At 40.9% G+C, this 15,430-nt stretch carries 15 protein-coding genes; 6 read left to right on the top strand and 9 right to left on the bottom strand.

What is annotated here, in order from left to right; genetic code table 11:
- Window positions 1-304: 304 nt before the first annotated feature.
- The gene (locus AAGA18_07975; protein ID MEM9445279.1) at window positions 305-973 is read left to right on the top strand and encodes a hypothetical protein; all 669 of its coding nucleotides are present in this window, start codon (window positions 305-307) and stop codon (window positions 971-973) included.
- Window positions 974-1,011: 38 nt separating this feature from the next.
- Here AAGA18_07975 and AAGA18_07970 read toward each other — a convergent pair whose 3' ends face one another.
- Both AAGA18_07970 and AAGA18_07965 read right to left on the bottom strand, forming a co-directional pair.
- Complete coding sequence (locus AAGA18_07970; GenBank protein MEM9445278.1) at window positions 1,012-1,551, bottom strand: hypothetical protein; 540 nt, start codon at window positions 1,549-1,551, stop codon at window positions 1,012-1,014.
- A 9-nt stretch (window positions 1,552-1,560) separates the two neighbouring features.
- Window positions 1,561-2,235, bottom strand: coding sequence for a hypothetical protein (locus tag AAGA18_07965; GenBank protein MEM9445277.1), 675 nt, complete (start codon window positions 2,233-2,235; stop codon window positions 1,561-1,563).
- Between the two features lie 85 nt (window positions 2,236-2,320).
- Here AAGA18_07965 and AAGA18_07960 point away from each other — a divergent pair, with 85 nt between their 5' ends.
- Genes AAGA18_07960 through AAGA18_07945 form a run of 4 tightly spaced genes read left to right on the top strand, consistent with a single transcriptional unit; the run spans window position 2,321 to window position 6,755 of the window.
- Entirely contained in the window at window positions 2,321-3,670 is a 1,350-nt protein-coding gene (locus AAGA18_07960; protein MEM9445276.1) for an aspartate aminotransferase family protein, read from the top strand.
- Window positions 3,671-3,715: 45 nt separating this feature from the next.
- Window positions 3,716-4,453 (top strand): DUF4388 domain-containing protein, encoded by a 738-nt coding sequence (locus AAGA18_07955; protein MEM9445275.1) that lies wholly within the window; start codon window positions 3,716-3,718, stop codon window positions 4,451-4,453.
- Window positions 4,437-5,132, top strand: coding sequence for a hypothetical protein (locus AAGA18_07950; protein ID MEM9445274.1), 696 nt, complete (start codon window positions 4,437-4,439; stop codon window positions 5,130-5,132). The genes AAGA18_07955 and AAGA18_07950 overlap by 17 nt, the downstream gene beginning before the upstream one ends.
- A 12-nt stretch (window positions 5,133-5,144) precedes the next feature.
- Entirely contained in the window at window positions 5,145-6,755 is a 1,611-nt protein-coding gene (locus AAGA18_07945; protein ID MEM9445273.1) for an AMP-binding protein, read from the top strand.
- 39 nt (window positions 6,756-6,794) lie between these two features.
- On the opposite strand, the gene AAGA18_07940 is transcribed toward AAGA18_07945, so the two are convergent.
- The 3 genes from AAGA18_07940 to hpnH form a co-directional block, all read right to left on the bottom strand.
- Window positions 6,795-7,496 carry a type I 3-dehydroquinate dehydratase gene (locus tag AAGA18_07940; protein MEM9445272.1) on the bottom strand — a complete coding sequence of 234 codons (702 nt, stop codon included), beginning with the start codon at window positions 7,494-7,496 and terminating at the stop codon, window positions 6,795-6,797.
- Window positions 7,497-8,058: 562 nt separating this feature from the next.
- Window positions 8,059-8,463, bottom strand: coding sequence for a hypothetical protein (locus AAGA18_07935; protein MEM9445271.1), 405 nt, complete (start codon window positions 8,461-8,463; stop codon window positions 8,059-8,061).
- Between the two features lie 34 nt (window positions 8,464-8,497).
- Window positions 8,498-9,508, bottom strand: a complete 1,011-nt coding sequence (gene hpnH, locus AAGA18_07930) for an adenosyl-hopene transferase HpnH (GenBank protein ID MEM9445270.1) — start codon at window positions 9,506-9,508, stop codon at window positions 8,498-8,500.
- A gap of 167 nt (window positions 9,509-9,675) precedes the next feature.
- Between hpnH and AAGA18_07925 the strand changes: the two genes are divergently transcribed.
- Window positions 9,676-11,313 carry an NAD+ synthase gene (locus AAGA18_07925; GenBank protein ID MEM9445269.1) on the top strand — a complete coding sequence of 546 codons (1,638 nt, stop codon included), beginning with the start codon at window positions 9,676-9,678 and terminating at the stop codon, window positions 11,311-11,313.
- Between the two features lie 55 nt (window positions 11,314-11,368).
- Here the strand turns inward: AAGA18_07925 and AAGA18_07920 are convergent, their stop codons facing one another.
- Genes AAGA18_07920 through AAGA18_07905 form a run of 4 tightly spaced genes read right to left on the bottom strand, consistent with a single transcriptional unit; the run spans window position 11,369 to window position 15,423 of the window.
- Window positions 11,369-12,106: an RsmE family RNA methyltransferase gene (locus AAGA18_07920; protein ID MEM9445268.1), complete on the bottom strand. Its 738-nt coding sequence runs from the start codon at window positions 12,104-12,106 to the stop codon at window positions 11,369-11,371.
- A gap of 15 nt (window positions 12,107-12,121) precedes the next feature.
- Window positions 12,122-13,282 carry a molecular chaperone DnaJ gene (gene dnaJ / locus AAGA18_07915; GenBank protein MEM9445267.1) on the bottom strand — a complete coding sequence of 387 codons (1,161 nt, stop codon included), beginning with the start codon at window positions 13,280-13,282 and terminating at the stop codon, window positions 12,122-12,124.
- Window positions 13,283-13,315: 33 nt separating this feature from the next.
- Window positions 13,316-13,975 carry a nucleotide exchange factor GrpE gene (gene grpE, locus AAGA18_07910; GenBank protein MEM9445266.1) on the bottom strand — a complete coding sequence of 220 codons (660 nt, stop codon included), beginning with the start codon at window positions 13,973-13,975 and terminating at the stop codon, window positions 13,316-13,318.
- Window positions 13,975-15,423: a GAF domain-containing SpoIIE family protein phosphatase gene (locus tag AAGA18_07905; protein MEM9445265.1), complete on the bottom strand. Its 1,449-nt coding sequence runs from the start codon at window positions 15,421-15,423 to the stop codon at window positions 13,975-13,977. Before AAGA18_07905 ends, grpE begins: the two co-directional genes overlap by 1 nt.
- Between the last annotated feature and the right edge of the window lie 7 nt (window positions 15,424-15,430).

Here is a 15,430-nt window from a genome sequence, read left to right as displayed (position 1 = left end):
ACACATGCTTTGACATTATAGACTGAGCGTTGATCAAATAGAAGCATGGATGCGATTTTGTAAAATATCCCCAGAGTCTGATTCTTTAGACTGCTGGGAGTTCCAAAAGAGCAATCAAAGAGGGATGAATCAGAAAATTTATCTAGATATATCAAGATATGAATTTTGCGAACCTCTTGATTGTGAACAGTTTGTGAATAACTCCCTAGGTTGTTCATAATGTTGTAGTTAGGTAAATTTTTTGTTGAAAAAATATAAACGCATGCGCATAGTTGAAAATCGATATGGGAGCTGTATTTTCTAAATGACATCCATTTTCAGAACCCTATTTTTTGTAGGGCTGAGTTTGTCTATTGCTTGGGCTGATAGTTCTTCGGTTGATTTGCGGCATCCTAGTCCTATCAATTTCAGCGAGGAATTTCCTATCGCTGAGAATATTATTCGAGAAGAGCGGTGGCTGGCTCGCATGTTTGCTTATTCCAGTATTATTCAAGAGAACCCCTTTGGTAGACTCATGTTAGATCTGATTGAAGATGAGGTGGAAAATCCGTCTATTATGGATCATCTGCCTATTGAGAAGATTGCGGAAAATCAGAAGTTTTTAAAGCGCGCCAATATTCGTTTTGATCAGGATCATAAGATATGGCAAGCCAGATGGAAAAAACCACGTGTTTTTCATTTTGGTATGTTGTTGAGACCTGCGCTTGTCGATCAAGTAGAGGCTGGGCAATCATTTAATTTTCTTAGCAATGGCAGAGAGATGGTGTTAAGTAAAACCAATGATAACAAGTTGATGTTTGGACCAGAAGGTGGTGCTCAAGGTGTAGCTGAGTTAGGTGCCAAAGAGTTAAAATTGTTACTTGAGCGACGAGTAATAGTAGATGACATGGAGTTGTTTTTGGACAGGAAAGGCAACCTGATATTGGAGGCCAAGGGTAAAGCAGCTCAAGTTCTTAGTCAATTTGGTAGCTAAGGGTAGCTAAAGCTTTTGCTCATGGTTGTAAGGATGGTCTAGGATTGAGTAACTTCTTCGTAGCTCTTTTCTAACCACTTATTCTCTCCCTCACTCTTTGCGTCTTGTAGGAGAAGGTTTTGTTTTAAACCGTCGTTATAAGACGCTTGGAGATAAAAGCCCGCTGCCATTTGTTGAGGGAGTAGAACCATGGCTAAAGCGTCTTTCCAATTTCCATCAACCCAATAAGGGTTGCCAATAAACTCCCCTTGTTCATTAAATTCAGCGTAGAACCAGGTATAGTTATGATTACTATCAGCAAACCCACCTTGTTGTGCAACGACAAGAGACCTTTTAGAAGGACTTATTTCGGTTTGGCAAATGAGCTGGGCATCTCCTTCGACATCCCAGCGAATGTCAGAAAATTTTGTTTCTTCTTGGTCCCATGTATTCCCATATTTATTGATGACGATGACTAGAGAGTGAGCAAACCTATTCCAGTCTTGCTCTGACCATACAGTGGGCTGGATGACCTCCTGTACGCGTCTTAAGCGTATGCGCCATTCAGAATAAAGGCGTCTAAGTTCAACGAGTCCCATATCCTTCAATCAGCGAAAAAATCTGCTTCTACGCGCTTCATAAAGAGAGATAAGATCGTTTTGTTCATCAAGTCGCCGCTCGTAAGAGGAGATTTGTTTTTTAAGGCGGCGGTTTTCAGCGTATAGCGTATTGATGTTAGTCTGAGCCTTCTTCAGATTTTCAGTAGTTTCATTGCGGTACTGTTCAAAGTTGGTGGCAAGCTCCATGATACGGCGGTTGGAGTTGGCAAAAGCTTCGGTAAGTTCGGCGTGTTTGATTAAGAGGCGTTCTTCAAGTGCGGCAAGACGCATATTGCTGTTATTTTCCAAATCAGAAATAGTGACACTTTGTTGATTGATTTGCTTAAATAAAACATACCCTCCAGTTCCCGCCAATGCTCCAACCAAAACGATGCCACATATGATAGTAAGAGTAATACCACTGAGAACTTGATTAACGGTGCGTTGTTCTCGGGTTTGGCGCTCAATATTCCTTTTACCATCTATGGGTCTATGAATTGTGTTAGGCATTCGGGCTGTCTCCTGGTTCTTTATCTTTTTATAGGTTGAGTATGGATACGTTCTGAGATCCTTAAAAGTCTCGGCTCTTTTATAGCTTTGTTCTGATCCGCGCAACTTCGGCTCTTCTGGCTTATCATTTTGTTCAAGCGCCTCATAGAACGCGAAGGAATCTTGCTCAGACATATTATATTTGGGTAGTTCACACCAAATTCTATGGGGATGCAAGGAAATTGGCTGAAAATAGCTCAGGATTGTAAAAGAGGTGGAGTTGGGCCATTATCATGGTGTGCTACCTAAATTAATAACAGAGGTTCCTGGCCCAAAATCTTTGCAATTAAGTAAAAAGCTGCAGAGCTATGAGTCACAGAATGTTACCTATCTTTCTCCACATTTTCCTATCTTTTGGGATCGCGCGGAAGGCTGCAATATTTGGGATGTTGATGGTAATTGCTATCTTGACTTAACGAGTGGGTTCGGTGTGTCTACAATGGGGTGGGGGGATCAGGCATTAGTTAAGTGCATGCAGATGCAGGCTGGTCTATTATATCACGCAATGGGGGATGTTCATCCATGTCCGGCAAAAGCAGAGCTTTGTGAATTGCTCTCAGAAATCACTTATGAAAGATGGGGGCTAGGTAAAGGTAAATCAATACTAGGGAACTCTGGATTCGAAGCGGTTGAAGCAGCGATGAAAACAGCCTGGTTGGTAACAGGTAAGAGGAGAATTATTGCCTTTGAATCTGGCTACCATGGACTTGGTTATGGTGCAATGACTGTTACTGGTCGTCGTGAATTCCATGAGCCATTCAAAAAGCAATTAGCAGACATTGCATCATTTGTACCTTTTCCTCACTATTTAGATGCTGGTGATAATTGGAAAGAGCCTTTTGTTTTTCAACTAGAAGAATTACTAGCAAATCAAGACTATGGAGCGATCTTAGTGGAACCTATTCAAGGTAGGGGAGGAGAGGTAGTTCCACCTAAAGGTTTTCTTAGACTACTTCGAGATATTTCAGAGCAATATGGTGTTCTCTTGATTTTCGATGAGATTTACACAGGGTTTTATCGAACTGGTGATTTTTTTGCCTGTGAAGCAGAGGGCGTTTACCCTGATCTTGTTTGCCTGGGCAAAGCTTTAAGTGGAGGGTTTCCCATTTCTGCGTGTGTGGGCAAGGAAGAGATCATGGATTACTGGCCCAAGAGTACGGGGGAAGCATTACACACAAGCACTTTTCTAGGCCATCCCATTGGTTGTGCCATGGCAGTGGAGTCTATCCATTATTGGAAGAAGAAATCGACGCAGAAATGGGTCGGGCAATTATCAAAAATATGGTACGAAGCATTATACAGATTAGTTCAAGAGCATACCTGCCTTGCAAGATTACGAGGTCGCGGATTAATGTGGGGGCTTGAGATTGCAGATGGAAATGGAAAAGTGGCTTCTCAAAGAACGGAGTTTTTAGTTTTAGAAAGCTTACGTTGTGGAATGGTTCTTTTGGCCGGTGGGGTTGATGGAAACATTCTTTCATTGACTCCAAATTTGGCCTTGGAAAATAATGAGATGGTGTGGACAATTGATAGCTTAAGGGATGTTTTGACACTGGCTGAAGAACTTTGAGCTTCAGGGTTGGATAGGTATTACCATAGGTAATAGAGAAATCATATGGCAATTATTAGAGGTGAGCTAAAGTGGATTTGTTTATTGGACCTTATCGAAGAGGCTTGCCTCATGCCGCAGTCTCTCACGGTAAGTATTACAACTGCAGTCGAAAAGGGCATTATTGTTGTCAAAGACGGTCGAGTAATTCATGCCAGATCCAGTCAGTTTAAAGGCAAAAAGGCTCTATTTGAGCTATTAAGATTACAACAAGGAAAATTTAGTTTAGAGCCTACTGCGACAACCTTTCAACATACGATTAAAACGAAGTGGGAGAAGCTGCTGAAACAATGTGATGCTGTTATCGATAAGGCAACGACAAAGGAGAATCCTTTAGAGTTGGGTGTCGAGCCGTCATTGGGTCTAAAGCCAAATGGAGAGATGTCAGAAATAGATCCTGTTTTTCGGAAAGTTCCTGGTATTATATTGGCTGCAGAAATTAGTGAGGAAGGAGAGGTTCTCGATCGCTCTGGGCTGGGTAATGCTTCTGCGGCTAAACGCATGGCAAGCTTTATGATGCGTGTTGCAACGGACCTATCTACTATATTAGATCAAGGCGGTCCTTCAAAAGTCTCAATTAAGGGAGATGATATCTTGTTTGTTCAGCAGGGTACGGGTAATTCTTTAATTGCAGCTTTTTTTAATGCCAAGTGGAGCCCAGGCAGAGCATATCGAAGTATAGATCGCTCAGTTATAGAGCTCAAGGAATTGAGAACTAATCATTTAAATGAAAAATCCAATTAACACGACACCTCTTAAGGGGCTCTCAAGTTTAGAGGGAGTGAGAGCAGTTATTGCTTTTGATAAAGATGGGTGTGTTATTTATGAGATAGATCATCATAACTCCTTGGCTCCAGTTCGTAATGATCTGATAAGATATCTACTCAGCCTTCTTGAGACATTCAAAACGCAGAAGCTTCCCGTGACACAGTCTTCATTTGAATTTGCGAATGGCTCATTTGTTTTAGGAGCAAGTGATTATGTGGTGATCGGAGTGCTAGTGGAAACTGATGTGAGTGTGCCTTTTGTATTACGATCCTTAAATGTAATACTTTTTAAACCCTCTTCTCGGATGGAGATTACAGATGTAAAAGAATTAGAAGAAGAAGCGGTGCCAAAGTCAGAGTCAATTCCTAAAGAAGAGCATTTTACAGATCGAGAAGAAGTACTCAATGGGACTGTGACTTTGTCGCGAAAATTTTGGAAGGCTTTTGATAAATTTATGATTGAGGAATTTGGTGAAGAAAAGGCTTTAGATGTTCTAGAAGAAGCTTTGACGGAAATTGGTTATCAAAGAAGTGAACTGAGAGCAAGAGACTTTGACCGACTTATTTCACTCATAGCGGCACCTATCAAAACAAAATTGAAGCGTAGTGCCTTTAAGGAAGAGTGTCACCATCTTCTATTTAATTCAGATCAGTAAATCTAGTTTTCCATGTTAAATAAAGCAATTGAAGATAGTCTAGGGATTGCCTGCGTACGAGGTTTGAAAAGTAGACAATTTCAAATCATGATTACTGATGCTTTTCAACAGCGAAGTTTATCCGGAGGGATGATACTTGCTGTAAGTTGGTGTCTTGCAAAGTGGCTCAAGCAGTATGTTCATGATTCGCGTATAGGGATTGTTCTTCCTCCGGGTATTGGAGCAACTGTTACAAACTTAGCCTGTGTTTTAGCTGATAAAGTGCCTGTAAATTTTAATTTTACTATGGGTAGAAAAGCTAATGAGCTATGCATGGAGCTGAGTGAAATAACAACAGTCATATCCACCGATATTATGATCAAGAAAGCTAAAGATTTTCCTTGGCCTGAAAAAAAGAATTTGATCGATGTTAAAACACAATTATTAAAAATTGGTAAAATAAAGATATTCCTTCAACGCTTCATGGTTTTCGTCCAATCAAGTCAACAGATTGTAAAATCATTAAACCTGAGTGAAAAAGGAGGTAGTCGAGAAGGAGGAGTATTATTCACCAGCGGAAGTTCTGGTAATCCAAAGGGTGTCGTCTTGACACACAGAAATATTGTCGCGAATGTTTACCAGGTTCAGGAAATATTTCCAAGGGAATTGGCTTCATCAATTATGGGATGTTTACCCATCTTTCATTCCTTTGGATTTACAGTGACTCTATTTTGGCCGCTTATTTGTGGCCCCAGAGTTATTACTTATATTTCTCCACTAGATAGTAGTAAAATCATTGCTGCTGTTGAAAAATATGAAGTGGAGCTTTTAGTTTCAACCCCTACTTTTCTTCGCTCATATACTCGCAAAGGGAAGTTGGAACAGCTTAAGAGCCTACGCTTGGTAGTTGTTGGAGCAGAAAAATTACCTAGACAAGTAATGGAAGATTTTGAGAACAAAATGAAGATTCCTGTTTGCGAAGGGTATGGTATGACTGAGACTTCTCCTGTTATTTCTGCTAATCGTCCTAATACTAAAACACCAAAGATTGATATAGGAAAAGATAGTCAATATCGTAGAATTGGCAGCACGGGTCAGGTACTTCCTGAGATTGAGGTAAAGGTGACTCACCCTGAAACCAACGAGCAGATAAATCCTACTGAGACAGGACTCTTATGGTTTAAAGGCCCCAATGTCTTTGAGGGCTACTTAAAAAATGAAAAAAAATCGAAAGAAGTTCTTAAGAATGGTTGGTATTGTTCTGGCGACTTGGGTTATGTAGATAAAGATGGGTTTCTATATATTGAGGGTAGGTTATCACGGTTTTCTAAAATCGGAGGCGAAATGGTTCCTCACGGAACCGTTGAGCAAAAGCTAAGCAAAATCTTTACTGAGATTTTGAGTGAAGATGCACATGTCGTTGTCATGGGTATTAGAGATGATGTAAAAGGAGAGATTCTCATAGGACTCACGACCAAGTCTGTGCCAAAGACGGATTGGCAAAAGCTATTTAAGCAACAAGGTTTACCTAATTTATGGATGCCTAAGGAAATCTTCGAAATTTCGGAAATTCCTCAGCTTGCCAGTGGCAAGCTAGACTTAAAGGGTTGTCAAGAAATGGTGGAAAACTTTGCGCTGACTTAATATCAAAATAAGATTGATATAAACGGTCTTATTTTAAGCTCAAACAAGTCCTATGGGATCTAACATAGTTCTAATTTCTTCTACAGGGGGTTGCCCGGTTGCCATAGGCTCATCTAAATAACCGTAAACTAACTTAGAACCTAGCGCTGATAAGACGACTCGAGAAACTTGAGACATTTTGCCTGTTGCCATGACAGCCATATTCGAGCGATTCTCTAGAACTAACCTAGTAAGAAGTCCTAGGTCTTGGCAATTACGTGCTAGAGAAGCAATCTTGTAAACATTAGCGCGATGTTTTTTGAATTCACTCATCCATCTCGCTGCTTTGCGAGGTGTCAGTTTGCGGCTTAAGGAATGTGCAGAAAGGATAATACTTTTTCCTTTAGAACGTGCGGAGCGCAAGATATCCCTATGGTAATGAACATTTTTAAGCTCTATATCTATGACATCAACATAAGGTAGCAATTGCTCGAAAATTAAAACACGCTCAGTTGATTTCCAAGAATAGAGTCCTCCTTCATCCCGAGTTCTTAATGTAAGAATTACATTTGTCTTACGCTTTTTCAGTATTTTGATAATATTTTCTGGTGAACGGTCTTTTGCAAATAGAGCATCTAGACGCACCTCAATCAAATCTACTAGTGGTTCGGAGGATTCCAGGTGAGAGAGTCCATTCCAGGTTGATACAGTCCCGACCGTGAGTAACGGCTTTTTCCATGATAATCTTTGCTTGCGTGCCATAAGCCGCCAAATGTATCAAATCTTTAAGCCTTTGCTAGGAAAAAAATAGTTATATTACTATTTTTTAGTAATAAATTATTCTATTACTAATCTTGTCTTAACGAAACAGAAAGTCGAAAACCTACTTCTTGAGGGAATTCGTGCAAATGAGCATGATCTAAACAAAATCTTGTCACTGAAAATTTAAAGGCGTGTTATGAATGATGCAGAACATTACACAAGGCTAAAAAAATCTACCTAAGTCTTTTGTTTTTATGAAGCAAAAACTCAACTTACAGTATCACCGTTTGATGCAACAAAATCCGACTTCTGTAACCTTTTTGTCATTTTCCTGTGCAACTTATTCGGATTCTATTGCCAAATCATGTATATTTGAATTGTACTAGAATAAGTTATCATAATTTATGGAGATAATGTCTGAGACATAGATCTTAGATTATAGTCGATAGCGCACAGTATGTTCTATGGAAAATAGATACATTTGAGTGGTCTAGATTTACGCGCACCTCAAACTATTTTTTAATGAGCCAGTTTTTGAAAGCACCACTAATTAAATAGAATTTTAAAGGATGCCAAGCTCACGCTGTTCTTCGGCTATAGCTTTAGCTTCCTCTTGGCGTTGTGATTTGCTCTTAGCCATCCAATTATCCCACGATTTTCCAAAAGCTTTGTCATCTCCTGAAAAATCGATTTTATCTATGTTAGACAATTTAATAGTTTCTGGCACCGATTGGCGCCCCTCGGTGATAAAGATCATTACTTGGTCAGCCTCAGGGCTGTAATTGTAAAGAAAACCAATTTTTTCACTACCATCATTGAGGGCTAATGTAACATCACCGCGATAATCAAAGGCAAGCCTGACAATATCTACCAACTCATCATGCGTAGATGGTGTATAAATTTTTCCTTCATATTCACTACATCCATTTGATAAGTTACTCGGCGCTGATTTATCTTGTTGAGGCATAGAGAGATTCCTTTCTTTTAAGAGGAGATAATAATTAGTTTGCTAGTGTAGCTTTTACCGTTCTGACAAAACCTCCAAAAGAACTGAAGGTATCGTCTACAGAAGAGGCCTCATAACCGCAGTGGACCATACAATCCTTGCAGCGTTCTTCGCCACTAGTGTGTCCATAGTTTTCCCACTCGGTCTCATCGATAAGTTGTTGGTAAGTTGGGACGTAACCATCCTGTAAGAGGTAACAAGGCTTTTGCCAACCGAAAATGTTGTAAGTAGGGTTACCCCATGGTGTACACTCGTAGTCTACCTTGCCTTGCAAGAATTGAAGGAAGAGAGGAGATAAATTAAACTTCCAAGTCTTTTTGGGATTGTCGAGAATCTGTGTGAAAAGTTCTTTGGTGCGATTGCGTTGCAAGAAGTTTTCTTGGTCAGGTGCTTTTTGGTAGCTGTATCCAGGTGAAAGCATCATACCTTCAATGCCTAGTCCCATCATTTCGTCAAAGAATTCTCTGACACGCTCGGGCTCAGCACCGTCAAATAGAGTTGTGTTAGTTGTAACGCGAAATCCACGCTTGATAGCTTCTTTGATTCCTTCAATGGCTGTTTTGTAGGTACCATCACGGCATACGGCAACATCATGCTCTTCTTCTAAGCCATCCATATGAACAGAAAATGTGAGGTACTTGCTCGGTTTAAATAAATCGATTTTCTTTTTAAGAAGCAAAGCATTCGTGCAGAGATATATATATTTCTTGCGTTGAACTAGACCTTCCACAATTTTATCCATTTCGGGGTGAATAAGGGGCTCACCACCAGGAATGCTAACCATAGGAGCGCCGCATTCATCTGCAGCCTTCCAGCATTCCTCTGGAGTCAGTCTTTTGTTTAGAATATGGTTTGGATATTGAATCTTGCCGCAGCCTGCACAGGCTAGATTACAACGAAAAAGAGGCTCTAACATCAGCACGAGGGGATAATGTTTGTTGCCCTTGATTTTTTGAGAAATCACATAACTTGCTACTGTCCACGCTTGCGAAATTGGAACTGCCATATCTCGATTGGTCCTTTTAAATTCGTTTAGATAAACAATGGAAAATAGTTGAAATTCACACTGTGTCAATCTTGTGATAAAACAAATTAAAGTATATGCATGTATAGGCATTCATGAATCTACGATGTCGACAAACCTCCAAGCTTAGAGGATAGTCTTGGAAGAAGATGAATGTTGGGTGTCTACAGATAAATACGAAGGTTGGTGATTTCACTGGAAATGCAGAGAAAATTTTGGGTGGCTATAAATGGTGTGTGCATCAAGGAGCTGAATTAGTAATCGCACCAGAGCTAAGCATATCTGGATACCCGCCGAGAGATCTGCTTTTATATGAGAATTTTGTTGCCAAGGATGAAGCTACTTTACTAGAAATCATAGCGAGTGTAGGCGCGGTTCCATTAATCGTAGGCTGTTTAACCAGGAATTCTGACCGTCCTGGAAAAGCTCTCTTTAATTCGGCCGTAGTGCTGCAAAAACAGCAGGAGGTAGCGAGAGTCCACAAGTCGCTTATTCCTACGTACGATGTATTTGATGAGGACCGTTATTTTGAGGCGGGTTCAAATAATAAGGTGATTTGCATAGGGAAGCAGAAGATTGGGGTAACCATCTGTGAAGATATCTGGAACGATGAAGATTATTGGGATGACAGGCTTTATGAGTGTGATCCTGTAAAGGATTTAGCGGATAAGGGCGTGGATCTTTTAGTCAATATATCCGCAAGTCCGTGGCACCTAGGTAAAGAGAAAACGCGCTTTAGTCTTTTATCTGAAATTGCTAGGCAACATCGCGTTTCTATCGTGCAAGTAAATCTTATAGGTGGAAATGATGAATTGATTTTTGATGGCCAGAGCTTAGTTGTTAACGCGAATGGCGATCTATTAGCCAAAGGAAATGAATTTGGTGAGGACATTTTTGTTATGGATACCAAGGCGTTGGCACTTCCATCAGACCCTTGGAAGGAAGATGAAACAGCTTTGTTTTATGCTTTATCTAAGGGTACTGCCGATTATGTCCGCAAGTGTGGCTTTGAAAAAGTAGCTATCGGCTTAAGTGGTGGGATAGACTCCGCACTTACGGCGGTGATTGCCGTTGATGCATTAGGTCCTGATAATGTTTTAGGTGTCATGATGCCAAGCCAGTATTCTAGTGAGGGTAGTATCAAAGATGCTGAGGCATTGGCAGCTGTTTTAGAAATTGAGACCTTAACGATGCCGATCAAAGAAATCTATAACGCTTCTCTAAACCACATGGCTCAGGTGCTAAAGGGTTCTCAGCAAGATGTAACAGAGGAAAATTTGCAGGCGAGACTAAGAGGTCTGACCATGATGGCTATTTCCAACAAGCAAAATAGATTAATTTTAACAACGGGTAATAAATCTGAACTCGCTATTGGCTATTGCACTTTATATGGCGATATGTGCGGAGGATTAGCTGTGATTAGCGATGTTACTAAAATGCAAGTTTACCAATTGGCTAAATGGATTAATCGAAAAATGGAGATTATTCCCAATAATACGATCACCAAACCTCCAAGTGCGGAGCTTGCTCCGAATCAAAAAGATCAAGATACTCTGCCTGCTTACGAGGAATTAGACCAAATACTCAAGGCCTATATCGAAGAAAGTAAATCAGTCAAAGAGATCGTTGGAATGGGCCATGACGAGTTTTTAGTTAGGGATATTATACGTAAAGTAGATCTTAACGAATATAAGAGGAGGCAAGCAGCACCGGGTCTAAAGATTACTCCTAAGGCTTTTGGATCTGGTAGGCGCATGCCTATTGCACAAAGATTCAAGCACACATGATGCTTATGATTATATCAATCAGAGTCAAACACCTTGAGATACGGTGAAAATATTTCTAAGCAAAATTAAGCTCGTAGAATAGTATACTGGTTAGAAAGATGGCTGCCGTCTCTGAACGAAGGATATTAGGGCCTAACGAAACGGGAATATAACCACAGGAGCGAGCTTCGCCCATTTCTGATGGCGTAAAATCTCCTTCAGGTCCTACTAGATAATAAATATCTTTAATGAGTCCTTCTGACTTTGCCTGGGATATAACTTTTGTCAGAGATTTTGCGTCTGGTTGTAGAGAGGCAATAAGTTTAAGGCCTTTGAGAGAAGAAGTAACACCAAGATAAGTTTCAATATCGCTATAGGGATGGATTTGGGGGAGCCAATTTTGGCCGCATTGTTTACAGGCCTCTACGGATGTTTGAACCCATTTCTCGGTCTTAGGTTTCTGTTTATTGACGGCAAGTTCTATGACGGAACGATTAGACAATAAAGGGTAAATAGAAGAGACCCCGACCTCAGTTGTTTTTTGTAGAATTAAATCCATCGCTTTTCCTTTAGGAATGGCTTGTGACAAATGAAGTGAACAAGGAGGTTTAGGTGAGGCTTGAGTAATGATTGGCTCATATTCAAATGAGTCTTTATCAATATTGAGTATCCGAGCTTTTTGTTCTGTGCCTAATCCATCAAAGAGGGTGCAAAAATCCCCAATTTTGAGGCGAAGCACGGCAAAGGCATGGAAGGCTTCAGGACCTTCAATGGAGCTCACATGTTTCAGATCTGGAGCATAAAATCTAGCCATAGTCTAAACCGGATGTTATTTGAAAAAATCTTTTGCCTTTTTGAAGAAGGACTGGCGTTCTGGATGTGTGCTGTCGTCGCAGAGCTCTGCAAATTCCTCTAATTTCTTACGCTGGGCAGAGTTCAGTTTTTTGGGTATTTCAACATAAATGCGAATGTTCAAGTCACCGTGTCCGTACCCGCGAAGGTCAGGAACACCTTTGCCCTTTAAGCGAAATATTTTTCCACCAGCCGTTCCTTCTGGAATACGAAGGATGGCTTTGCCTTCAAGGGTTGGTACTTCTACTTCGCCTCCAAGTGCAGCGCGAACAAAGCTAACAGGAACTTCACAATATAGGTCGGTATCTTCACGTTCAAAAATTTCGTGTTTCTTTACATGAATGACTATATAGAGATCTCCATAGCCTCCGCCCTTTGTGCCGGCTTCTCCATTGTTGGAGGAGCGAAGTCTAGATCCTGTATCTACCCCAGATGGCACTTTGATTTTAATTTTTGAAGTTTTAGCTTCACGACCTTCGCCATTGCACTGAGGGCAAGGTTTTTCTATCTTCACTCCAGCACCTTGACATGTGGGGCAGGTTTGTGTCATAGAGAAAAAGCCTCTGCTCACAGAAACTCTGCCAGTACCATCACACGTGCTACATGTAATGGTCTTTGAACCAGGAGAAGCACCTGAGCCAGAACATCTGTCGCATGTTTCTAATTTTCGAACGGAGATCTCTCTTTCGCAACCAGATACAGCATCTTCAAGAGAGATCTCTAGATCATAACGCAAGTCTGCACCACGTGAAGGTTGGTTTCCTTTAGGCCCTCCGCCACCAAAAGCTTCCTCAAAAATATCACCAAAAATGCCACCTCCACCAGCATTGCCTCCACTAAAGACTTCTCGGAAAACATCAAAGGGGTCATGAAATGAAGACCCTCTACCTCCGCTCCCCATGCCTTGTTGGAAAGCAGCATGGCCATAGTTGTCATAGGCAGCTTTTTTATTAGTGTCGCTTAAGACCTCGTAGGCTTCTCCAATTTCTTTGAATCGATCCTCAGCTTCTTTATCTCCTGGATTTTTGTCTGGATGATATTTAACTGCAAGTTTTCGGTAAGCTTTTTTAATTTCGTCAGCAGAAGCCTCTCGAGAAACTCCTAATAATTCATAATAATCTTTTTTTGAAATAGCCATGGTGCCTTATCTTATTTTTGCAAAGCGCCTAATTTAGGCATTCGTTTGCTCCGTGTTTGAAGTTTCTTCTGCTTCTTTTTCACTAGGGGCTTTAGCCACGACTACACTTGCGGGGCGTATAAGTCGGTCTTTAAGTTTATACCCTTTGCGACGTTGAGTGATAATCTGACCTTCAGGCACATCAGAAGATTCTTCGTGTGAAACAGCCTCATGGACATGTGGGTCGAATTCGCCACTTCTCGCGTCAATTTGGGTAAGTCCAGAATCATCGAGAAAGCGCTTAAGTTGCTCTTTGACCATTGACATACCCATCACTAGGGACTTTACATCGGTAGCTTGCTCAGCTGCCTGGAGTCCCAATTCAAAGTTGTCAAAAATAGGTATGAGAGATTCTAGTAGGCCTTCGTTTGCATAACGGATAGAGTCTTCCTTCTCTTTTTGTAAACGCTTGCGGAAATTGTCAAAGTCTGCACGCATTCGAACCACGGTATCTTGTAGTTGGGCAATTTTTTCTTCAGGAGAGAGCTCAGGAGTTACCCGTTTCTCTATTTCCTCGTTTTCTGAAGATTTTGCTTCAATTACTTCAGGTGCCTCAAGGTTCTTCTCTTCCTCAATGGCTTCGTTCTCGATAGAAGTTTCTAAGTTCTTATCTTCTTCTTTTAGTTGGCTTTTGTTGGTCTGTTTATCACTCATTATTTCTTCTGTAATGCTACTAAAGTTATATCATCACTTTGGACTTCTGTTCCTCGGAAATGAATAGCCCTTTGCACAAGATCCTCTAACAGAGGTGATGTTCCACGATGTGCTTCAGCTTTCAAGGAGGCCTTAATTGGTTCACGGCCAAATTCCACTCCATCACTATTAACTGTCTCATTCATACCATCTGTATACACAAGAACAGTATCATTCGTTGATAGAGGAACGACGAAATCTTGTAAAACATTATCGAAGACTTCTCCGCTGTCAATGCCGAGAGCAATACCGGGCGACTGAAGGGTTTTGATATTTTCAAAGTTATCCGTGCAAAGTAAGGGAGCATCATGGCCGGCTTTGGCTATGGTGAGAACACCTGTTTTATGATTTAGAACAAAATAAGCTAGGGTAATGAACATGTCTTCTCGTATATCGGGATATAAAATTCGGTTAACTACTTTAAGCGTCTCTGTAGGAGAATTCATGGTAGGAGAGTGGAAACGAATGAGGGAACGGCATATGGCCATGACGAGGGATGCGGGTACGCCTTTCCCGGAAACATCGGCGATGACAATACCTAGGTGGTCCTCATCTAATTCAATAAAATCATAATAATCACCGCTGACCTGTTGGGCGGGTATGCTGATAGCAGTGATATCATAACCAGGGATAACCGGGCATTTTTCAGGTAATAAGATGGTCTGTATTTCTCTTGCCGTATTAAGCTCAAAGTCCATTCGCTGTTTTTCTGCGAGTTCGGCGTATAAAGTGGTGCTTTGTAGAGAGAAAAATGCTTGGTGAGCAATAGATTTTGCAAGATTGAGGTTAGCTTCAGTGAAAGATTCTCGATCTGTTGGATTAGCAATAGCTAGTATCCCAAGGCATTCCTTTTTATTGTGCAGTGGGACAACTATGAGAGATCTAAAATTTAAATTTTCGTCTTCCATTGAAAGGAACGGGCGATTTTTATCTTCAGCTTTGACATAGAGGACTTTTCTTTCTTTAAAAACGTCTACTAGAGGATTGTTGGCTGAAATAGCCAGAGGTTCAGTGCGCAGAATACTCTCTAGGTATTCATCGCGGCTTGCCATTTTAAATTCCATTTCCTTAGGGAAAGGAAAGGGCGGAGGAAAAACTCCAACAACCGACTCTGAAATTAAGGCTTGCTTTGATTCTTTGTAGAGGTAGATGATGCCTCCGCGTGCGCTTGTAACGTTAACTGAGCAAGCAAGTATAGTATCTAAGAGTTGTTGCCTATCTAAGTTCTCTGTAAAGGCTTCTCCCAAGTCATGTAAAAAATCAAAGAGCAGCGACTTCTCTTTAGAATAGGCGTTAATTTGATCGTCCCTCTTGTGGATTACCTGAAGCGTCCTTTGTAGCTTGGTAGCAACAATAAACAAGCTGGCACTAAGTATTAAAATCAGGATCGTTCCAAAAACTTGAAACATGGTGGCT

This window comes from Verrucomicrobiota bacterium (assembly GCA_039192515.1).
Classification (GTDB): domain Bacteria; phylum Verrucomicrobiota; class Verrucomicrobiia; order Methylacidiphilales; family JBCCWR01; genus JBCCWR01.
Note: the sequence above shows the minus strand (reverse complement) of the source record. Positions and strands in the feature narration are given on the sequence as shown.